Raw genomic sequence first — 21,683 nt, 5'->3', positions numbered from 1 at the left:
GGTGGATTCAAGGGGGCAGGTCGCTGCAGTGCAAGAGCTGGTCGCCGCCGTGCGTTTTGTCGCCTCCAAAGCTACGTAACTTGGCCTCACGGCGCACAAAGACGCCGGCCCCCACAATAACGACCTGCCGAGGGATCCACCATGAACCGACTGATTCGCCGCTGCGTGCTTGCACTCAGCGCCAGCGCCATCTTGAGCACGAACGTATGGGCTGCCGACGCGGCATCCTGCCAGAACGTGCGCATGGGCGTGGTGAACTGGACCGACGTCATCGCTACCAGCGCCATGACCCAAGTGTTGCTCGACGGCCTCGGCTACAAGACCAAACAAACCAGCGCCTCCCAGCAAATCATCTTCGCCGGTATCCGTGACCAGCGCCTGGATCTGTTCCTTGGCTACTGGAACCCGCTGATGACCCAGACCATCACGCCGTTCGTCGACGCCAAGCAAATCAAAGTCCTCGACAAACCCAGCCTGGAAGACGCCCGCGCGACCCTCGCGGTGCCGACTTACCTGGCGGACAAAGGCCTGAAGACCTTTGCCGACATCGCCAAATTCGAGAAGGAGCTGGGCGGCAAGATCTACGGCATCGAGCCGGGCTCGGGGGCCAACACCCAGATCAAGGCGATGATCGCCAAGAACCAGTTCGGCCTGGGCAAATTCCAACTGGTGGAATCCAGCGAGGCCGGCATGCTTGCCGCCGTGGACCGTGCGGTACGCCGCAAGGAAGCCGTGGTGTTCTTCGGCTGGGCGCCGCACCCGATGAACGTCAATATCGCGATGACCTACCTCACCGGCAGCGATGACGCCCTGGGCCCGAACGAAGGCATGGCTACCGTGTGGACGGTCACCGCGCCGACCTACGCCGAACAGTGCCCCAACGTGCACAAGCTGCTGACCAACCTGACCTTCACCGCCGCCGACGAGAGCCGGATGATGCAGCCGTTGCTGGATCACAAGGACGCCCTCGAGTCCGCCAGGCAGTGGCTCAAGGATCATCCCCAGGACCAAGCCCGCTGGCTGGAAGGTGTGACCACCTTCGACGGCAAACCGGCGGCGGCCAACCTGCAATTGACCAGCAAATAACCTTCTTCGAATCACCGTTTCGCGGTCACTACCGACCGCGAACGGCATCACCACGCCTGTAAGGAACCTGCCTCATGAACCACGACGTCATCATCACCTGCGCACTCACCGGTGCTGGCGACACGACCGCCAGAAGCCCACACGTGCCGGTCACCCCCAAGCAAATCGCCGCCGCTGCGGTGGAAGCCGCCAAGGCGGGCGCCACCGTGGTGCACTGCCATGTGCGCGACCCCGAGACCGGCAAGTTCAGCCGCGACGTTGCCCTGTATCGCGAAGTGATGGAGCGCATCCGTGAGGCCGACATCGACATCATCGTCAACCTCACCGCCGGCATGGGCGGCGACCTGGAAATCGGCGGCGGCGAACACCCGATGGAATTCGGCCCCAATACCGATCTGGTCGGCCCGCTGACCCGCCTGGCTCATGTGGAAGAACTGCTGCCGGAAATCTGCACCCTGGACTGCGGCACCCTGAATTTTGGCGATGGCGACACGATTTACGTCTCCACCCCGGCGCAGCTGCGGGCGGGCGCCAAGCGCATCCAGGAACTGGGCGTGAAGGCCGAGCTGGAGATCTTCGACACCGGCCACCTGTGGTTCGCCAAGCAGATGATCAAGGAAGGCCTGCTCGACAACCCGCTGTTCCAACTGTGCCTGGGCATTCCATGGGGCGCGCCGGCCGACACCACCACCATGAAGGCCATGGTTGACAACCTGCCGGCCGACGCGGTGTGGGCCGGGTTCGGGATCGGCCGCATGCAAATGCCCATGGCCGCGCAGGCGGTGCTGCTGGGCGGCAACGTGCGGGTCGGCCTGGAGGACAACCTGTGGCTGGACAAGGGCGTACTCGCCACCAACGGCCAACTGGTGGAACGCGCCGGCGAAATCCTCAGCCGCCTGGGCGCGCGGGTCATGACCCCGGCGGAGGGTCGCATCAAGATGGGCCTTACCAAACGCGGCTAACCGAATCAAAAAATGTGGGAGGGGCTTGCCCCCCCACAGGGAATCACCGAACGCTTTAGGAATTTGCCATGCGCTTTATCACTGAGATCAAAACCTTCGCCGCCCTCGGCAGCGGTGTTATCGGCAGCGGCTGGGTGTCCCGCGCGCTGGCCCACGGCCTGGATGTGGTGGCCTGGGACCCGGCGCCAGGTGCCGAAGCGGCGCTGCGCAAGCGCGTCGCCAATGCCTGGGGCGCCCTGGAAAAACAGGGCCTGGCACCCGGCGCATCCCAAGACCGCCTGCGCTTTGTGGCCACCATCGAAGAATGCGTGAAAGACGCCGACTTCATCCAGGAAAGCGCCCCGGAACGCCTGGAGCTGAAGTTGGAATTGCACAGCAGGATCAGCGCCGCGGCCAAGCCCGATGCATTGATCGGTTCAAGTACCTCGGGGCTGTTGCCGAGTGAGTTCTACGAGGGCTCGACCCACCCGGAACGCTGTGTGGTCGGCCATCCGTTCAACCCGGTTTATCTGCTGCCGCTGGTGGAAGTGGTCGGCGGCAAGCACACCGCGCCGGAAGCGATCCAGGCCGCGATCAAGGTGTACGAATCCCTCGGCATGCGCCCGCTGCATGTGCGCAAGGAAGTCCCCGGGTTTATCGCCGACCGCTTGCTCGAAGCCCTGTGGCGTGAGGCATTGCACCTGGTGAATGACGGCGTGGCCACCACCGGCGAGATCGACGATGCCATCCGCTTTGGCGCCGGCCTGCGCTGGTCGTTCATGGGCACCTTCCTCACCTACACCCTGGCGGGTGGCGATGCGGGCATGCGCCACTTCATGGCGCAGTTCGGCCCGGCGTTGCAATTGCCGTGGACCTACCTGCCGGCTCCGGAGCTGACCGACAAGTTGATCGACGATGTGGTCGATGGCACCAGCGAGCAACTGGGCAAACACAGCATTTCGGCGCTGGAACGCTATCGTGATGATTGCCTGCTGGCGGTGCTGGAAGCGGTGAAAACCACCAAAGCCAAGCACGGCATGACCTTCGCCGAATAACGGAACCCTCACCATGCCTGCACTGACCACCTACACCACCCCAATCCTTGCCGACTGGGTGGACTACAACGGCCACCTGCGCGACGCGTTCTACCTGCTGATCTTCAGCTACGCCACCGACGCGCTGATGGACACCCTCGGCCTGGACAGTGAAAACCGCGAAGCCAGCGGCCATTCGCTGTTCACCCTGGAACTGCACCTGAACTACCTGCACGAAGTGAAACTCGGTGCCGAAGTGGAGGTGCACACGCAACTGATCGCCCACGACGCCAAGCGCCTGCACCTTTATCACAGCCTGCATTTAGTGGGCGATGAGAAAGAACTGGCCGGCAACGAACAGATGCTGCTGCACGTCGACCTGGCGGGTCCGCATTCGGCCCCGTTTGCCGAGGCGACATTGGAGAAACTCATTGCGATCAGCGCTGAGCAAGCCGACCTGCCAAGGCCCGCGCTCCTCGGCCGAGTGATTGGACTGCCCCCGAAAAAATAAGGAGCCATCATGCAAACCGCCGCCGCTGTTGCCGATTTCCGTATTTACCCGAAACTCTGCGACCTCGCCGATGCACAGGTGCTGGACGATCAGGTTCGCGTGACATGGGCCGATGGCCGGGTCAGCCCGTTTCATCATCAGTGGCTGCGGGACAACTGCCCGTGCACGCAATGCGTGTACAGCGTGACCCGCGAGCAAGTGCTGGAAATTGTCGATGTGGATGAAAACCTCGGCGCCATCAGCGTGCGTATCGACCAGGGCTTCCTCAGCGTGGAATGGCACGGCGGTCATCGCAGCCGGTACGATCCCGGCTGGCTGCGGGCCCATGCCTACGACGATGAATCCCGCGCCGAACGCCGGGCGGCGAAACCAAAGTCGCGGCTCTGGGACAACACCTTCGAACTGCCTATATTCGACTACGCGGCGGTCATGCAAGACCCTGCGGCGCTGCTGCAATGGCTACTGGCCTTGCGCGATGCGGGCCTGACGCAAATGCGCGGCGTCCCCACCGAACCCGGCTCCCTGGCGCGTGTCGCCCAGCGTATTTCATTTATCCGCGAGAGCAATTTCGGCGTGCTGTTCAACGTGCAATCCAAGGCCAATGCCGACAGCAATGCCTACACCGCTTTCAACCTGCCCTTGCACAGTGATTTGCCGACCCGGGAGCTGCAACCGGGGCTGCAATTCCTGCATTGCCTGGTCAACGATGCCGACGGGGGCGAAAGTATTTTTGTCGATGGGTTTGCCATCGCCAATGCCCTGCGCGAGGAAGATCCCGAAGCATTTCGCGCCTTGTGTGAAATACCCGTGGAGTTTCGCAACAAAGACCGTCACAGCGACTATCGTCGCCTCGCGCCGATCATCGCATTGGACGCCTTGGGGGATGTGGCAGAGATTCGCATGGCCAACTTTTTGCGTGGGCCGTTCGAGACGTCGGTGGCGCAGATGCCGTTGCTGTATCGGGCTTATCGACGCTTTATCGCGATGACGCGCGAGGCGCGCTTTCGGCTGGTCAAGCGCCTGAACCCGGGCGAGCTGTGGTGCTTCGATAACCGCCGCACGTTGCATGCGCGCAATGCGTTTGATCCCACCTCCGGGGCGCGGCACTTTCAGGGTTGCTATATCGACCGGGATGAACTGCTTTCACGAATCCTGGTGCTGCAGCGCTAAAAAAGCCCCGGTCCAGCCGTGACTGGATCGGGGCAGAGTGCCTTGTGTGAGCCGTGCATCCCGAGGGTGACCAAACCTTCAAGCTGCTTGCTGGTGGACAGTGTGCCTATTACTTCAGTGGGTAAATGACCCGAAAACGACACGCTCATAGCCATCTGAGCCATTCGTGCATTCTGCCCTTGCCGACCGGCCGGGGGCCTACCAGAATCCAAGTCGATCCCCGCTCCCTTCACCAGGATAAACGTCATGATGCATGCGGATTTGATTGACCAGGATGACCTGCTGAGCCAACTGCGCTCCCTAGGTTTCGAGGTGTCCAGCGGCGCCAGCGCCGAACAGGCCTGCGAGTGCGCGGTACGCGGTTTGAGCGAAGCACGGGCCAAGGCGCTCAAGGGTATGGTTGAGCAGATGTACACCGGCAGTGCGACGATTTTGCCGGCGGTGCGCCAGGCGATCGATAAGCAACTGTTGCCGGCGCTGATGCAGTTCAAACAGAACTCCGGCGCCTGACAGACCGCTATCGGGGGCAAGCCCCCTCCCACATCTGGCCATGTTCGTCATGACAACTCGGTCAAGTGTGGGAGGGGGCTTGCCCCCGATGCAGTCAACTCGGTTTAGAGCCGTACGCTCGCAAACGTCGACTCATTGCGCGCCTGGCTCAGCGCCGCCATCGGTCCCGACAGCGGTGACAACACCAGCGCCTGCGGAATCGGCATCATCGCCACCTGCTGGGTGGTGTTGGAGCCTACGCGCTCATCCCGTGGCGGAATGCCGAAGTATTCGCGGTAGCACTTGGAGAAGTGCGGCGTGGAGACAAACCCGCACACCGAGGCCACTTCGATGATCGACATCGGCGTTTGCTTGAGCAACTGCCGCGCGCGAATCAGGCGCAGCTTGAGGTAGTAGCGCGACGGCGAGCAGTGCAGGTATTTCTGGAACAGCCGCTCCAGCTGGCGACGCGACACGGCGACGTACACCGCCAGTTCGTCGAGGTCGATCGGCTCTTCGAGGTTGGCTTCCATCAGCGCGACGATTTCCTGCAGCTTCGGCTGGTTGGTGCCCAGCATGTGCTTGAGCGGCACACGCTGGTGATCCTGTTCGTTGCGGATGCGCTCGTACACGAACATCTCGGAAATCGCCGCCGACAGTTCACGGCCATGGTCGCGGCTGATCAGGTGCAGCATCATGTCCAGCGGCGCGGTGCCGCCCGAACTGGTGAAGCGGTTGCGGTCGAGGGTGAACAAACGGGTGCTCATCGACACACGCGGGAAGGCTTCCTGCATCGACGCCAGGCATTCCCAGTGCACGCTGCAATCGAAGCCGTCGAGCAGACCGGCACAGGCCAGGGCCCAGCTGCCGGTGCACACCGCGCCAAGGCGACGGGACTGGCGCGCCTGGCTTTGCAGCCACGACACATGCTCACGGGTCACGGTCCGCTGGATACCCACGCCGCCGCACACAATCACAGTGTCCAGGGCCGGGGCTTTGTGCATGGAGGCATCGGGGGTGATTTGCAGACCGTCGCTGGCCCACACCTGGTTGCCGTCGACACTCAGGGTTGTCCAGCGATACAGCTCGCGGCCGGACAGCTGGTTGGCCATGCGCAGCGGTTCCACGGCCGACGCCAGGGAAATCAGCGTGAAATTGTCCAGCAGCAAAAAGCCGATGGATTGAGGCGCACGGTTCTGGGGTTGGGCCCCGGAGTTGAACGACGTCATGGCGGTATCTCCTCACACAAAGCAGGTGATGGCCTCAGGCGAGGCTCTTGTTATTGCGCTCTTCATCCAGCAAGGCGAGAGGCTTTGAATTCATAGAGCAAATGCCATGCCTAAATTTGAATGGCCATTCAACAAATCCTGAAAACGACCTGATGACGCGTCTAAATAAGCCCGCGCGAGGAGTACGGGATATGGCTGAAATAGACGTCGGAGCGGCCCTGCTCAAGGTGTGTGAGCAGTTCGGTATCACTTGTGGGAAGGCGCTTTCAGCGCGTAGGAAAAGTCTGTCACCGCACGCACAGGTGACGGGTGGTCGAGGGGAAAATCGTTTGGAAGCTACTTATCTGTTTGCGACGCGCTAAAAGGTGGCGATTTTGGTTGGAGTGTTCACTTGTAGTGAGCGGGCTCGCCCCGCGCTGGGTGGCGAAGCCGCCCCAAAATCAGGCGACCGGGTTTATCTGAAACTATGTGGTGCCTTTATTGGGGAGGCTTCGCCACCCAGCGCGGGGCAAGCCCGCTCACCACAAAGGCCCTGTTCATCACAACAAGCTAATCAGCACTCCACCGCACTGACCGCCAACCCGCCCCGGGACGTCTCCTTGTACTTGTCATGCATATCCGCCCCGGTATCGCGCATGGTACGGATCACGCGGTCCAGGGAGATAAAGTGCTGGCCATCACCGCGCAGGGCCATCTGCGCCGCGTTGATCGCCTTCACCGCGGCAATCGCATTGCGCTCGATGCATGGCACTTGCACCAGCCCGCCCACCGGGTCGCAGGTCAGGCCGAGGTTGTGCTCCAGGCCGATTTCGGCGGCGTTGCACAGTTGCTCCGGGGTTGCGCCGAGGATCTCTGCCAGCCCGGCAGCGGCCATGGCGCAGGCCGAACCCACTTCACCCTGGCAACCGACTTCGGCCCCGGAGATCGAGGCGTTCTTCTTGCACAGGATCCCCACCGCCGCCGCACTGAGCAGGTAGTCGACCACGTTGGCTTCGGTGACTTCGTCGCTGAACTTCATGAAATAGTGCAGCACCGCCGGAATGATCCCCGCCGCACCGTTGGTGGGCGCCGTGACCATGCGTCCACCGGCGGCGTTTTCTTCGTTCACCGCCAGGGCGAACAGGTTGACCCACTCCATCGCACTCAAGGTCGAGCCGATCACATTGGGCTTGTTCAACTCCTGCAGGCTGCGGTGCAACTTGGCGGCACGACGGCGCACATTGAGGCCGCCGGGCAAGATGCCTTCGTGCTTGAGGCCCTCCTCCACGCACGCCTGCATGGCGCGCCAGAGTTTCATCAGGCCACTGCGGATTTCGTCTTCGGAGCGCCAGACTTTTTCATTGGCCAGCATCAACTCGGCAACGCGCAGGTTGTGGGTCTTGCACAGCTGCAACAACTCCACCGCGCTGGAGAAATCATAGGGCAACTCGGTGCGGTCCATGTCCGCCACACCGCTCTGCGCCTGGGCTTCATCCACCACGAAACCACCGCCCACTGAGTAGTAGGTGTCGCGGTGCAGCTCGCCGTCATCACCAAACACCACCAGGGTCATGGCGTTGGGGTGGAACGGCAGGTTTTCGTCGAGCAGGCGCATGTCCCGGGCCCACACGAACGGCACGGGCAAACGCCCGTCGAGCAGCAATGTGTCGGTTTCGCGCAGGGTGTGGATGCGCACGCCGATCTGCGATGGATCGATCGCATCCGGCCACTCGCCCATCAGGCCCATGATGGTGGCGGTGTCGCTGCCGTGGCCGATGCCGGTGGCGGACAGCGAACCGTACAGCTGAACTTCGACACGCCTGACTTGTTCCAACAGTTCACGTTCACGTAACCCCTGGACGAACAACGCCGCGGCGCGCATGGGGCCGACGGTGTGAGAACTGGAAGGCCCGATGCCGATCTTGAACAGGTCGAAAACACTGATAGCCATTGCGGTAGAACTCCTCGATAAGCACGGCCAGGCTTGAACGAGGTGCTACGCTCAGATCGCCCAGATGGCGGCATCATCAAGCTTTTGCTGTCGCTCACGGCGTCTCACACCGACGCACCCATGCTCACCAGCGTCGCTCCCGTGCGATCGCCTGTTTCAGCCGTTTTTAGCGGTGCAGATGGGCAAAAACAGCGGTTTTACCTTGGGAAAAACCTGTAAGCGACGTCACCGACACTGGATACGACCCTCCCTGTACTGGATACGACGCCCCCTGTAGGCGTCAGATTTTCACTGGTACATGATCAGTCTCGACTCGTTTGCAAGGCACCGTGGCAGAGCTGTCGCCGCACGCTCCAACCGCAACACTTATAAAGCGCGGCGAATGCCGCCAGAAAAAACACAGGAGTCTACCCAGATGAAAGGTTCACCCTCGTTGTTGTTGGCCGCCATGCTGAGTCTGCCAGTCATGGCGCACGCCGCAGAACCGGAACAGTGCAAGACCGTCAACTTCTCCGATGTCGGCTGGACCGACATCACCGTCACGACCGCGACCACCAGCGAAATCCTCAAGGGCCTGGGCTACAAGACCAAGACCACGATGATTTCCGTTCCTGTGACCTACAAGTCCCTGGCCGACGGCAAGAACATGGACGTGTTCCTCGGCAACTGGATGCCGACCATGGAAAACGACATCAAGCAGTACCGTGATGCCGGCACCGTGGAAACCGTGCGCGCCAACCTGGAAAACGCCAAGTACACCCTGGCGGTACCCGAAGCGCTGTACAACAAGGGCCTGAAAGACTTCGCCGATATCGCCAAATTCAAGGATGAGCTGGGTGGCAAGATCTACGGCATCGAGCCGGGTAACGACGGCAACCGCACCATCCAGACGCTGATCGACAAAGACGCCTTCGGCCTCAAGACCGCCGGTTTCAAAGTGGTCGAATCCAGCGAAGCCGGGATGCTTTCCCAGGTGGAGCGCGCCACCAAGCGTGACCAGGCCATCGTGTTCCTCGGCTGGGAACCGCACCCGATGAACACCCGCTTCAAGATGAAGTACCTGACCGGGGGTGACGATTCGTTCGGCCCCAACTACGGCCAGGCCACCATCTACACCAACACCCGCAAGGGCTACACCGAGGAATGCAGCAACGTCGGTCAGTTGCTGAAGAACCTGGTGTTCACCTTGAACATGGAAAGCACCCTGATGGGTAACGTCCTGGACGACAAGATGAAGCCCGATGCCGCCGCCAAGGCCTGGCTGAAAAAGAACCCGCAAGTCCTCGACACCTGGCTCGCCGGAGTCAATACCGTCGATGGCAAACCAGGCCTGGAGGCCGTCAAAGCGTATCTCGCCAAGTAATCCCGCTGACCCCGGGGCGGTGCGCTGCCCCGGGATGTTTTCCCTCTTCGCATGTGGACATTCACTACCATGCTGACTGAACAGAAAATCCCACTAGGCCAGTACATCGCTGCCTTCGTCGAATGGTTGACCCAACACGGCGCCAACTACTTCGACGCAATCGCATCGACACTGGAAACGATGATCCACGGCGTGACGTTCGCGCTGACCTGGTTCAATCCGCTGGCATTGATCGGTCTGATTGCGCTGCTGGCTCACTTTATTCAACGTAAATGGGGACTGACTGTTTTTGTCATCGTCTCTTTCCTGCTGATCCTCAACCTGGGGTACTGGCAGGAAACCATGGAGACCCTCGCGCAGGTGCTGTTCGCCACCCTGGTCTGCGTGGTCATCGGTGTGCCGCTGGGCATTGTTGCCGCGCACAAACCGCTGTTCTACACCATGATGCGGCCGGTGCTCGATCTGATGCAGACCGTACCGACCTTCGTCTACCTCATCCCTACCCTGACCCTTTTCGGGCTGGGTGTGGTGCCTGGGTTGATTTCCACGGTGGTGTTCGCGATTGCCGCGCCGATCCGTCTGACCTACCTGGGTATCCGTGATGTACCGCAAGAGTTGATGGACGCCGGCAAGGCCTTTGGCTGCTCGCGCCGTCAGTTGCTCTCGCGCATTGAACTGCCCCACGCCATGCCGAGCATCGCTGCCGGTATTACCCAATGCATCATGCTGTCGCTGTCGATGGTGGTGATCGCCGCCCTGGTGGGCGCCGACGGCCTCGGCAAGCCGGTGGTCAACGCGCTGAATACCGCCGACATCGCCCTGGGCTTTGAAGCCGGCCTGGCGATTGTGCTGCTGGCCATCATGCTCGACCGCATCTGCAAACAACCCGACGCCAAAGTAGGGGGTGATGCATGAGCATTATCCGATTCGACAATGTCGACGTGATCTTCTCCAAAGACCCACGCGAAGCGCTCAAGCTGCTGGACCAGGGCATGAGCCGTAACGAAATCCTGAAAAAGACCGGGCAGATTGTCGGCGTTGAAAAGGCCAGCCTGGATGTGGAAAAAGGCGAGATCTGCGTGCTGATGGGCCTGTCGGGCTCCGGCAAGTCGAGCCTGCTGCGCTGCATCAACGGCCTCAACACCGTCAGCCGTGGCCAGCTGTTCGTCGAGCATGAAGGTCGCCAGATCGACATCGCCTCCTGCAGCCCCGCCGAGCTGAAAATGATGCGCACCAAGCGCATCGCCATGGTGTTCCAGAAGTTCGCCTTGATGCCCTGGCTGACGGTGCGCGAGAACATCAGCTTTGGCCTGGAAATGCAGGGCCGCCCGGAAAAAGAACGGCGCAAGCTGGTGGACGATAAACTCGAGCTGGTGGGCCTGACCCAATGGCGCAACAAGAAGCCCGATGAGCTGTCCGGCGGCATGCAACAACGCGTCGGCCTGGCTCGCGCGTTGGCGATGGACGCCGACATCCTGCTGATGGACGAGCCCTTCTCCGCCCTCGACCCGCTGATCCGCCAGGGCCTGCAGGACGAGTTGCTGGAACTGCAAAGCAAGCTGAGCAAGACCATCGTGTTCGTCAGCCACGACCTCGACGAGGCGCTCAAGCTGGGCAGCCGCATCGCGATCATGAAAGACGGCAAGATCATCCAGTACAGCGTGCCGGAAGAGATCGTGCTGAACCCGGCGGACGACTACGTACGTACCTTCGTCGCCCATACCAACCCGCTGAACGTACTGTGCGGCCGCAGCCTGATGCGCACACTGGACAACTGCAAACGCGTCAACGGTTCGGTGTGCCTCGACCCGGGCGGCGATTCGTGGCTGGACCTGTCCGAAGGCAACACCATCCAGGGCGCCCGCCAGAATGGCGTGGTGATGAACCTGCAAAACTGGGCACCGGGGCAACCGGTGGAAGGTTTGGGCCGGGTACCGACCCTGGTGGATTCGAATATCGGCATGCGTGATGCGCTGCAGATTCGTTATCAGACGGGGAACAAGCTGGTGTTGCATGACAACAACCAGGTGGTGGGGATCCTCGGCGACAGTGAGCTCTACCACGCCCTGCTGGGCAAAAACCTGGGCTAGCAAACACCGCAAACGCCATTGGAGAAACTGGGTCAAACATGTGGGAGGGGGCTTGCCCCCGATAGCGGTGGATCAGTAACAGATGGACTGACTGACACACTGCAATCGGGGGCAAGCCCCCTCCCACATTTTTTGCCCCAGTGGCGTCAGTGACACCACCGGGTTTTCAACGCATCAGCTATAGACACGGCCAAGGAGCTGCCGATGGCTTTCAAACTGATCGAGCACGTCCCGGGTGATCTGTTCCTGGGCGAAGCCCATCAGGTCGTATTCCTGAGGCCCGTTGTGCAGGTACACCTCGGCCCGGTAATAGCGGGTGCGTTCTTCTTCGGGCAGGTCGCTCGGTGCCGACGAGTAAGCATCCAGGCTCACCTCATAAACGAAGGGGTTGCCCTCTTCCATCTCGATGCGCACACCGATGCAGCGCTTGGATTTACCCAGCAGCGTCTGCACTTCCAAACCTTGTTCACGCAACGCAGTCGCCGCTTCTTCCAGCGCCGGCGTGACGTGCTTGTCCATAAAGCGTTGCACAGTGCCCTGGCTCGGTTGCAGGTCGAGTGCCGTCAAACGCTCGCTGAAGCCACGACGCCCGCGTTCAGCCAGTTGCGCCTGCTCCTGTTCGATCGCCACGTCCTGGCGCATCGCCTTGTGCAAACCGAACATAAAGAAAATCAGCACCACCGAGAACGGCAGCCCCGCCAGCACCACCATGGTTTGCATAGCTTCGAAGTTGCCGGCAAACAGCAGGCCGATGGTCACCAGGGTGATCACCGCCGACCAGAAGATGCGCAGCCAGTGCGGTGCGTCTTCATCCACATTGCCGCCCTTGCACGAAAGATTGGCCATCATCACCGCGCCGGAATCCGCCGGGGTCAGGAACAGCACAAAGCCCACGAAGATCGACACGCCGATGACGATTTTCGACGCCGGGTAATGCTCCAGCAACTGGTAGATGGCCATGGACGGTTGTTCCAGCGCCGTCTTGCCCAACTCCACCGCACCATGGTTCAACACCAGGTCCAGCGCCGAGTTACCGAAGATCGACAGCCACGCCAGGGTAAAGCCCAGGGGAATCAGCAACACGCCGGCCACCAGTTCACGCACCGTACGGCCACGGGAAATCCGCGCGATGAACATACCTACGAATGGCGCCCAGGAAATCCACCAGGCCCAGTAGAACAGGGTCCACAGGCCCATCCAGCGTTCGGTCTTGTCACCGTCGCCTTCGTACACATAGAGGTCGAAGGTTTTCAGCACGATGCCGTTGAGGTAGTCGCCGGTGTTCTGCACCAGGCCATTGAGCAGGTGCAGGGTCGGGCCGAACAGCAGCACGAAAATCAGCAAACCGCTGAACAGTACGATGTTGAGGTTGGACAGGCGGCGGATGCCGTTCTCCACGCCCGACACGGCGGCGATGGTCGCCACGGTACTCATCACAATGATCACGATCAGCAGGTTGGTGTTGCTGTGCGCCATGCCGAACAGGTTTTCCAGGCCGGACGACACCTGCATCGAACCGATGCCCAGGTTCGTCACCAGGCCCAGCAGGGTCACGAACATGCCGAAACCGTCCACCGCGTGACCGGCCGCGCCCTTCACCCAACGCTCACCCACCAGCGGGTACAGCGCCGAACGCAAGGCCAGCGGCTGGTTATGCCGGTAGGCGAAGTACGCCACGGCCAGGCCGACCAGCGCATAGATCGCCCAGCCATGCAGGCCCCAGTGCAAAAAGGTCAACTGCAACGCCTGGCGTGCCGCGCCGTTGCTGGCGGCGGCACCTTCGGGCGGGTTGAAGTAGTGATCCAGCGGCTCGGAGGCACCGAAGTACAGCAGCGAGATGCCGATACCCGACGAGAACAGCATGCCGGCCCAGGCGCCGTAGCTGAAGTCCGGGGTGTCGTCCTTGCTGCCCAGTTTCAACTTGCCATAGGACGAAAACGCCAGGCCGACCACGAACACCAGGTAAGCGGCGATGACCACCATGTAGTACCAGCCGAAGCTTTTGGAAAGCCAGGCCTGAGCTACGCCGAGCATGCGCCCGGCCTCCTGCGGGGCGATGATCAGAATGGCGGTCAACAACAGAATCAGTGCGGTGGAGGTGTAGAACACCCAACCGTTGACCCGCACCTTTTCCGGCGGGGTCTTTATAAGAGAGGCAGAACTCATGGCGCAGATGCTCCGGGCAGTGCGAGAGAGAAACACAAGGCAGCGGTTATCCCGACCTATCGATTTTTCGGCAGTCGACGGACGGGTGTTATAAAGACACCCCGAAAATCCTTGAGCCCCACCAGGCAGTGGGCAGGCCTTGATACCGCCTGTTTCAAAGGTTTTTGCAGGTGCCGGATGTCGCGGCCCTCACGTAGGAAATACCTGTAGGCAGCGACCATTTGTCGCAGAGCTTATTCTTTGTTGATTGAACGTTCAATCAAAACAAAATAGACTGGCCTTCAAGTCGACGAACGTTCATCGCCCGTCGGCAGGCCTAAGGAGAGGTGCTACATGCCCAAGGTCGGTATGCAACCCATACGCCGCCAACAGTTGATCGAAGCCACGTTGACGGCCATCGACCAGGTCGGAATGGGAGATGCCAGCATTGCGCTGATCGCCCGTTTGGCCGGGGTCTCGAACGGCATCATCAGTCACTACTTTCAGGACAAGAACGGCCTGATCGCCGCGACGATGCGCTACCTGATGAACGTGCTGATCGAGAACGTCCACGAACGCAGGCTTGCGCTGAAGGACGACAGCCCACGGGCGCACCTTCGGGTGATCATCGAGGGCAACTTCGACGCCAGCCAGGTCAATGGCCCGGCAATGAAAACCTGGCTGGCCTTCTGGGCCACCAGCATGCATCACCCGTCATTGCACAGGTTGCAGCGGATCAACGATCAACGTCTGTATTCCAACCTGTGCTGCCAGTTCCGCCGAGTGCTGCCGCTGCCGCACGCACGCAAAGCAGCCAGAGGCCTGGCGGCCCTGATCGACGGTTTGTGGTTGCGCGGTGCCCTGTCGGGAGACGCTTTCGACACGGCGCAGGCGCAACGGATCGCTTACGAATACATGGATTTCCAATTGGCCAAGCAGGTGAGTTAGAGCCCTTATAAACGCTCAACCCCTGAACGTCCGCCGCCCAGTGTTGCCACACCCTCATGGCCCACTGTGCGGCGGGTAACGCCAACCACTTATGCACTTGCGAGGACTTTATGGCCCGTTTCGACCTGCAAAAACTCTACATTGACGGCGGCTACAGCGACGCTGGCAGCGATGCCACCTTCGAAGCCATCAACCCGGCTAACGGTGAAGTTCTCGCCCAAGTGCAACGCGCAACGTTCGACGACGTTGAACGTGCCGTGGTCAGCGCTGAAAAAGGCCAGAAAATCTGGGCCGCCATGACCGCCATGGAGCGTTCGCGCATCCTGCGTCGTGCCGTCGACATCCTGCGCGAGCGCAACGACGAACTGGCCGCCCTGGAAACCCTGGACACCGGTAAAGCCTTCTCCGAAACCCAGTACGTCGACATCGTCACCGGCGCCGACGTGCTGGAATACTACGCCGGCCTGGTACCGGCCATCGAAGGCGAGCAGATCCCTCTGCGCGACACCTCGTTCGTCTACACCCGCCGCGAGCCCCTGGGTGTGGTCGCCGGTATCGGCGCGTGGAACTACCCGATCCAGATCGCCCTGTGGAAGTCCGCACCGGCCCTGGCCGCCGGTAACGCGATGATCTTCAAGCCAAGCGAAGTCACCTCGCTGACCACCCTGAAACTGGCCGAGATCTACACCGAAGCCGGCGTTCCAGCAGGGGTGTTCAACGTCTTGACCGGCAGCGGCCGTGAAGTCGGCACCTGGCTGACCGAGCACCCGCGCATCGAGAAAGTCTCGTTCACCGGCGGCACCGACACCGGCAAGAAAGTCATGGCCAGCGCGTCGAGTTCTTCGCTCAAGGAAGTGACCATGGAACTGGGCGGCAAGTCGCCGCTGATCGTGTTCGAAGACGCCGACCTGGATCGTGCGGCCGACATCGCGATGATGGCCAACTTCTACAGCTCCGGCCAGGTCTGCACCAACGGCACCCGCGTGTTCGTGCCCAAGCACCTGCAAGCGGCATTCGAAGCCAAGATCGTTGAGCGCGTTGGGCGCATCCGCGTTGGCGACCCGCAGGACGCCAACACCAACTTCGGTCCGCTGGTCAGCTTCGCCCACATGGAAAGCGTGCTGGGCTACATCGCCAAAGGCAAGGAAGAAGGCGCCCGCGTGCTGTGCGGCGGCGACCGCCTGACCGACGGCGACCTGGCCAAAGGCGCCTTTGTGGCCCCGACCGTGTTCACCGACTGCACTGACGAGATGACCATCGTCCGTGAAGAAATCTTCGGCCCGGTGATGAGCATCCTCACCTACGAAACCGAAGAAGAAGTGATCCGCCGCGCCAACGACACCGACTTCGGCTTGGCTGCGGGCCTTGTGACCAAGGACCTGAACCGCGCCCACCGCGTGATTCACCAGCTGGAAGCGGGTATCTGCTGGATCAACGCCTGGGGCGAATCCGACGCGAAGATGCCGGTGGGTGGCTACAAGCAATCCGGTGTGGGCCGTGAAAACGGCATCAGCTCGCTGAACAACTTCACCCGCATCAAATCGGTACAGGTTGAGCTGGGCGACTACGCCTCGGTGTTCTAAGACCCGGGTTTTGTCGTGCCTTTGAGGCCGTCATCGGGGGCGAGCCCCCTCCCACCTTTGACTGTGTAAACCCGATCAAATGTGGGAGGGGGCTTGCCCCCGATGAGGCCCGACCTGCTGACCACACTTCAAAGAGGGTGCATTTATGTCCCAAGAATACGACTACATCATTGTGGGTGCCGGCTCCGCCGGTAACACCCTGGCGACCCGTCTGACCGAAGACGAAGGCGTCACCGTCCTGCTGCTGGAAGCCGGCGGCCCCGACTACCGCCTCGATTTCCGTACCCAAATGCCAGCCGCCCTGGCCTTCCCGCTGCAAGGCCGCCGCTACAACTGGGCCTACGAAACCGATCCGGAGCCACACATGGACGGCCGCCGGATGGAGTGCGGGCGCGGCAAGGGCCTGGGTGGCTCTTCGCTGATCAACGGCATGTGCTACATCCGTGGCAACGCCATGGACTACGACAACTGGTCGAAGCTGCCAGGCCTGGAAGACTGGAGCTACCTCGACTGCCTGCCGTATTTCCGCAAGGCCGAAACCCGCGACATCGGCCCCAACGACTACCACGGCGGCGATGGCCCGGTCAGCGTGACCACGCCTAAAGCCGGCAACAACCCGCTGTTCCACGCCATGGTTGAAGCGGGCGTGCAGGCCGGTTACCCGCGCACCGAAGACTTGAACGGCTACCAGCAGGAAGGCTTCGGCCCGATGGACCGCACCGTCACGCCTAACGGTCGTCGCGCCAGCACCGCACGTGGTTACCTGGACATAGCCAAGAAGCGCTCCACACTGACCATCGTCACCCACGCCCTCACCGACAAGGTGTTGTTCGAAGGCAAGCGTGCCGTGGGCGTGCGTTACCTGATCGGTGCCGCCGAAGAACGCGTTGAAGCCCGTGCGCGCAAAGAAGTGCTGGTGTGCAGCGGCGCAATCGCTTCGCCGCAACTGCTGCAACGCTCCGGCGTCGGCCCGGCCAAGCTGCTGGAAAGCCTCGACATCCCGGTGGTCCACGACCTGCCCGGCGTCGGCGAAAACCTGCAGGACCACCTTGAGCTGTACCTGCAATATGCGTGCACCCAGCCGGTGTCGCTGTACCCGTCGCTGCTCTGGTACAACCAGCCAGCCATCGGTGCCGAGTGGCTGTTCAACGGCACCGGCATCGGCGCCAGCAACCAGTTCGAAGCGGGCGGTTTCATCCGTACCCGTGAAGAATTCGAATGGCCGAACATCCAGTACCACTTCCTGCCGGTCGCGATTAACTACAACGGCAGCAACGGTGTGAAAGAGCACGGTTTCCAGGCGCACATGGGCTCCATGCGCTCGCCGAGCCGTGGCCGCGTGCAACTGAAGTCGAAGAACCCACGGGACTACCCGAGCATCCTCTTCAACTACATGGCCACCGAGCAGGACTGGCAGGAATTCCGCGACGGCATCCGCCTGACCCGTGAAATCATGCAGCAGCCGGCACTGGACCCGTACCGTGGCCGCGAAATCAGCCCGGGCATCGAGGTGCAAACCGATGAGCAGTTGGACAAGTTCATCCGCGAGCACGCCGAGACCGCGTTCCACCCGTCCTGTTCATGCAAGATGGGCGACGACGAGATGGCCGTGGTCGATGGCGAAGGCCGCGTGCATGGCATGCAGGGCCTGCGCGTAGTCGATGCGTCGATCATGCCGATCATCACCACCGGCAACCTGAACGCGCCGACGATCATGATCGCCGAGAAAATCGCCGACAAGATCCGTGGCCGCCAGCCGCTGCCGCGCAGCACTGCCGACTACTACGTGGCGGGCGATGCGCCGGTACGTGGCAAGCCGTTGCGTGAAGTGGGGCCGACTGCGCAGTAACTGATTCACTGCGGTGCCTTCATCGGGGGCAAGCCCCCTCCCACATTTGAATGTATTCACAAATCAAGTGTGGGAGGGGGCTTGCCCCCGATAGGGCCCGATCAGGCACTGCAAACCTTGCCTCTACACTTTCCTTGATCAGCCCCCAGCCCAGGCCTACTCTGTGTGCCTGCCCGCGCTGAGCCGCCCACAAGGAAGGCCCCATGTTCGAACACCACGCCACACTCAAAAAGCATTTCAGTGCCCTGCGCACCACCGCCGAGTTCTTCTCCCTGCGCTACGTGCGCGAATCCGGCCAGTACCTGTCGGTGCGCAAGAACGTCGCCGAACCGCCCCACCTGAACCACGACGAAGGCGTCATGCTCACCGTGCGCGTCAACGGTGCAGAAGCCTACGCCGCCACCCACGAGATTTCCCTTGCCGGCCTGCAAGCCGCCCTCGAGCGCGCCGAACAGCAAGCCCGCCTGATAAAACCGCACGCCCTGCTCGACCTGCGCGACCAACCGGTGTCCAGCGACGTCGCCGACTACCTGTCACCAAACCTGGAGCACGCCTTCCCGTCCTTGAGCGACTGCTACCAACTGCTCGGCGATGAGTCCTCTGCAGTGCCCCAGGACGAGCGCCTGGTGAACTGGGAAGTCAGCCTCGGCCTGACCCATGTCGAGCAGATCTACCTCAACAGTGCCGGCGCCGAACTGCGCCAGGCCCAGCGGTTTGTGTTCCCCGGCGTCAACGTCACCGCCTACGACGGCAACGACAGCCAGTCGCGCACCCTCGGCGGCAGCAACTTCGGCCAGCAAGGCGGGTTTGACGTGATCAGCCGCTTCGGCCTGGTGGGCGCCGCGCCGCGCATTGCCGACGAAGCCCTGCAACTGCTGCTGGCGCCCAACACGCCCCAGGGCCCGCGCGACCTGCTGCTGATGCCCGACCAGATGATCCTGCAGATCCACGAGTCCATCGGCCACCCCCTGGAACTCGACCGCATCCTCGGCGACGAGCGCAATTACGCCGGCACCAGTTTTGTGAAGGCCAGCGACTTCGGCCAGCTGCAATACGGTTCCAAGCTGTTGAACGTGACGTTCGACCCGAACATTCCCGAGCAACTGGCCAGCTACGGCCATGACGACGACGGCACCGCCGCCAGCAAGCAATTCCTGATCCGCGAAGGGCTGCTGCTCAAGCCCCTGGGTGGGGCGTTGTCGCAGTTCCGCTCGGGCATGGGCGGCGTGGCCAACAGCCGCGCCAGCAGCTGGAACCGCGCGCCGATCGACCGCATGGCCAACCTGAATATCGAAGCCGGCGATAAGAGCCTGGCGCAACTGATTGGCGGCATCGAAAGCGGCATCCTGATGTCGACCAACCGTTCGTGGTCCATTGACGATGCGCGCAACAAGTTCCAGTTCGGCTGCGAGTGGGGCCAGTTGATTGAAAACGGCGAGCTCAAGGGCGTGGTAAAGAACCCCAACTACCGGGCGATTTCCGCGCAGTTCTGGCGCAACCTCAGCGCCGTGGGCGACGCCAGCACCTTCAAGGTGCTGGGCACGCCGAACTGCGGCAAGGGCGAGCCCAACCAGGTGATCCGCGTCGGCCATGCGTCGCCGGCCTGTGTGTTCAGCAACGTTGACGTATTTGGAGGAGATGCCTGATGAACACCTTCAAGGCATTGGTGCAGTGGCTCAAGCAGGCCATCACCGACAAGGAACAATTTCACCTGGGCTACGCGGCAGAATCGTCCGAGTTCGTGCGCTTCAACCACGCCAAGGTGCGTCAGGCCGGGCACGTGCAGCAGGCCAGCCTCAACCTCAAGCTGATCAACGATGGCCGCCATGCCGACCTCGGCATCACCCTGGCCGGCGAACCCGAGCTGGATCGCCAGCGCCTCGCCGACGGCCTGCGGCAATTGCGCGAAACCCTGCCGCTGCTGCCCCATGACCCGTACCTGTTGCTCAACCACAACGCCTGGCAAAGCCACCACGAACAAGCCCGCCCCCTGCCCGACCTGGCCCAGGTACTGGAAGAAATCAGCCAGGCGGCCGATGGCGTCGACCTGGTCGGCTTCTATGCCGCCGGCCCGATCAGCCGGGGCTTCGCCAGTTCGGACGGCGCGTTTGGCTGGCATCAGGCCAATAGCTTCAACTTCGATTTCAGCCTGTTCCACGCCAATGGCGAGGCGGTAAAAGCCAGCTACGCCGGCGACGCCTGGGACAGCGCCGAGTTCGCCCGGCGCTTCCAGCTGGCGCGTGAACAGCTGGAATTCCTCGGCCGCCCGCTGCACCCGTTGGCGCCCGGACAATACCGCGCCTACCTTGCCCCGGCGGCGCTGGAAGAAATCATCAGCATCATCACCTGGGGTGGTTTTTCCGCCCAGGCCATCGCCAGCAAAGGCAGCTCGTTGCAACGGCTGTATGCCGGCGAGCAGTCCTTGAGCCCCCTGGTGACGGTGAAAGAACATATCACCGACTCCCTGAGCCAGGCGTTCTCCAGCGAAGGCTACCCGCGCAGTGACGTCACGCTGATCAATGCCGGCCAGGCCGAGGGCCAACTGGTGAACTCGCGCAGCGCTGCCGAATATGGCCTCAGCGCCAACGGCGCCAGCGGCGATGAGTCACCGAGCGCCTTGCAGATCGCGGCAGGCAACCTGGCCCAGGCCGAGATCCTCAAGCAACTGGGCACCGGGCTCTACATCAGCAACCTGTGGTACCTGAACTACTCCGACCTGCCCGCCGCACGCCTGACCGGCATGACGCGCTTTGCCACGTTCTGGGTGGAAGACGGCGAGATCAAGGCGCCGGTCAGCACCATGCGTTTTGATGACAGCGTCTACCAGTTGCTCGGTTCGCAACTGGAAGCGCTGACCGCCGAGCGGGAACTGCTGCTGTCGGCCAGCACCTACGGCCAGCGCAATACTGCGTCCAACCTGTTGCCAGGTGCCCTGGTTAAACGCCTGACCCTGACCCTGTAGATACACCCCCCTGTGGGAGGGGGCTTGCCCCGGTACAAACCGGGGACATCGTTTACATTTCTAACCGGGGACATGGTTTACAGGCTAATACGCATGATCAGGAGGTAACTGATCATGCCCTGGAACCAAGAGTCCCCCATGAATCAAAGAATCAAGCTGGTAGCTGATTGGCTTTCTGGCAACTTCACCAAAAGCCAGTTGGCACGCCGCTTTGACGTTAGCCGACCTACCGTCGATAAGTGGATTGCCCGGCACGACGGCGACTTGAGGTCTTTATCCGAACTGTCCCGGCGACCTCACAACAGCCCAAATAAAACCGACGACGAGATTTTGGCCCGTGTAGTAGCGATGAA

Annotated in this window: 18 protein-coding genes; 15 read left to right on the top strand and 3 right to left on the bottom strand. The window is 61.7% G+C overall.

The features are described 5' to 3' along the window. The first annotated feature begins 141 nt into the window (after positions 1 to 141). The 6 genes from BM416_RS29305 to BM416_RS29280 all read left to right on the top strand — a co-directional run bounded on the left by BM416_RS29305 (position 142) and on the right by BM416_RS29280 (position 5,252). Entirely contained in the window at positions 142 to 1,086 is a 945-nt protein-coding gene (locus BM416_RS29305) for a choline ABC transporter substrate-binding protein (protein WP_092490303.1), read from the top strand. A 74-nt stretch (positions 1,087 to 1,160) separates the two neighbouring features. Further along, positions 1,161 to 2,048, top strand: coding sequence for a 3-dehydrocarnitine:acetyl-CoA trimethylamine transferase CdhC (locus tag BM416_RS29300; protein WP_027606009.1), 888 nt, complete (start codon positions 1,161 to 1,163; stop codon positions 2,046 to 2,048). A 68-nt stretch (positions 2,049 to 2,116) separates the two neighbouring features. Next, positions 2,117 to 3,082 (top strand): L-carnitine dehydrogenase, encoded by a 966-nt coding sequence (locus tag BM416_RS29295; protein ID WP_092490302.1) that lies wholly within the window; start codon positions 2,117 to 2,119, stop codon positions 3,080 to 3,082. A 13-nt stretch (positions 3,083 to 3,095) separates the two neighbouring features. Then, positions 3,096 to 3,572, top strand: a complete 477-nt coding sequence (locus BM416_RS29290; protein WP_092490301.1) for a thioesterase family protein — start codon at positions 3,096 to 3,098, stop codon at positions 3,570 to 3,572. A 9-nt stretch (positions 3,573 to 3,581) separates the two neighbouring features. Next, on the top strand, positions 3,582 to 4,742 hold the full coding sequence (locus tag BM416_RS29285; RefSeq protein WP_092490300.1) for a gamma-butyrobetaine dioxygenase: 1,161 nt from the start codon (positions 3,582 to 3,584) through the stop codon (positions 4,740 to 4,742). Positions 4,743 to 4,988: 246 nt separating this feature from the next. Next, positions 4,989 to 5,252: a hypothetical protein gene (locus tag BM416_RS29280; protein ID WP_027606014.1), complete on the top strand. Its 264-nt coding sequence runs from the start codon at positions 4,989 to 4,991 to the stop codon at positions 5,250 to 5,252. Positions 5,253 to 5,356: 104 nt separating this feature from the next. On the opposite strand, the gene BM416_RS29275 is transcribed toward BM416_RS29280, so the two are convergent. Both BM416_RS29275 and BM416_RS29270 read right to left on the bottom strand, forming a co-directional pair. Continuing rightward, positions 5,357 to 6,460 (bottom strand): choline metabolism transcriptional regulator GbdR, encoded by a 1,104-nt coding sequence (locus tag BM416_RS29275; protein WP_065925468.1) that lies wholly within the window; start codon positions 6,458 to 6,460, stop codon positions 5,357 to 5,359. Between the two features lie 553 nt (positions 6,461 to 7,013). Further along, positions 7,014 to 8,390: an L-serine ammonia-lyase gene (locus BM416_RS29270; RefSeq protein ID WP_065938175.1), complete on the bottom strand. Its 1,377-nt coding sequence runs from the start codon at positions 8,388 to 8,390 to the stop codon at positions 7,014 to 7,016. A 415-nt stretch (positions 8,391 to 8,805) separates the two neighbouring features. On the opposite strand from BM416_RS29270, the gene BM416_RS29265 reads away from it, so the two are divergent. The 3 genes from BM416_RS29265 (at position 8,806) to choV (ending at position 11,843) form a co-directional block, all read left to right on the top strand. Beyond that, complete coding sequence (locus tag BM416_RS29265) at positions 8,806 to 9,753, top strand: choline ABC transporter substrate-binding protein (protein ID WP_027606017.1); 948 nt, start codon at positions 8,806 to 8,808, stop codon at positions 9,751 to 9,753. 69 nt (positions 9,754 to 9,822) lie between these two features. Next, complete coding sequence (gene choW, locus BM416_RS29260) at positions 9,823 to 10,668, top strand: choline ABC transporter permease subunit (protein WP_065925470.1); 846 nt, start codon at positions 9,823 to 9,825, stop codon at positions 10,666 to 10,668. Further along, positions 10,665 to 11,843 carry a choline ABC transporter ATP-binding protein gene (choV, locus tag BM416_RS29255; protein ID WP_092490299.1) on the top strand — a complete coding sequence of 393 codons (1,179 nt, stop codon included), beginning with the start codon at positions 10,665 to 10,667 and terminating at the stop codon, positions 11,841 to 11,843. Before choW ends, choV begins: the two co-directional genes overlap by 4 nt. 174 nt (positions 11,844 to 12,017) lie before the next feature. Here the strand turns inward: choV and BM416_RS29250 are convergent, their stop codons facing one another. After that, a complete protein-coding gene (locus BM416_RS29250) occupies positions 12,018 to 13,952 on the bottom strand; it encodes a BCCT family transporter (protein WP_223841653.1) in 1,935 nt (644 codons plus the stop codon). Between the two features lie 390 nt (positions 13,953 to 14,342). On the opposite strand from BM416_RS29250, the gene betI reads away from it, so the two are divergent. From betI to BM416_RS29220, 6 genes are all read left to right on the top strand, one after another. Beyond that, positions 14,343 to 14,936, top strand: a complete 594-nt coding sequence (betI, locus tag BM416_RS29245) for a transcriptional regulator BetI (protein WP_053128113.1) — start codon at positions 14,343 to 14,345, stop codon at positions 14,934 to 14,936. A gap of 110 nt (positions 14,937 to 15,046) precedes the next feature. Continuing rightward, positions 15,047 to 16,519: a betaine-aldehyde dehydrogenase gene (gene betB, locus BM416_RS29240; protein ID WP_092490298.1), complete on the top strand. Its 1,473-nt coding sequence runs from the start codon at positions 15,047 to 15,049 to the stop codon at positions 16,517 to 16,519. A 145-nt stretch (positions 16,520 to 16,664) separates the two neighbouring features. Continuing rightward, positions 16,665 to 18,368 (top strand): choline dehydrogenase, encoded by a 1,704-nt coding sequence (betA, locus tag BM416_RS29235; RefSeq protein ID WP_092490297.1) that lies wholly within the window; start codon positions 16,665 to 16,667, stop codon positions 18,366 to 18,368. Between the two features lie 203 nt (positions 18,369 to 18,571). Next, complete coding sequence (locus BM416_RS29230; RefSeq protein ID WP_092490296.1) at positions 18,572 to 20,014, top strand: TldD/PmbA family protein; 1,443 nt, start codon at positions 18,572 to 18,574, stop codon at positions 20,012 to 20,014. Next, the gene (locus tag BM416_RS29225; RefSeq protein WP_092490295.1) at positions 20,014 to 21,330 is read left to right on the top strand and encodes a TldD/PmbA family protein; all 1,317 of its coding nucleotides are present in this window, start codon (positions 20,014 to 20,016) and stop codon (positions 21,328 to 21,330) included. The genes BM416_RS29230 and BM416_RS29225 overlap by 1 nt, the downstream gene beginning before the upstream one ends. A gap of 114 nt (positions 21,331 to 21,444) precedes the next feature. Beyond that, positions 21,445 to 21,683 (top strand): helix-turn-helix domain-containing protein (locus tag BM416_RS29220; RefSeq protein WP_139237790.1); only part of this gene is annotated, 239 nt, incomplete at its 3' end.

The organism is Pseudomonas sp. NFACC42-2 (assembly GCF_900116055.1).
Lineage (GTDB): Bacteria > Pseudomonadota > Gammaproteobacteria > Pseudomonadales > Pseudomonadaceae > Aquipseudomonas > Aquipseudomonas marginalis.
Note: the sequence above shows the minus strand (reverse complement) of the source record. Positions and strands in the feature narration are given on the sequence as shown.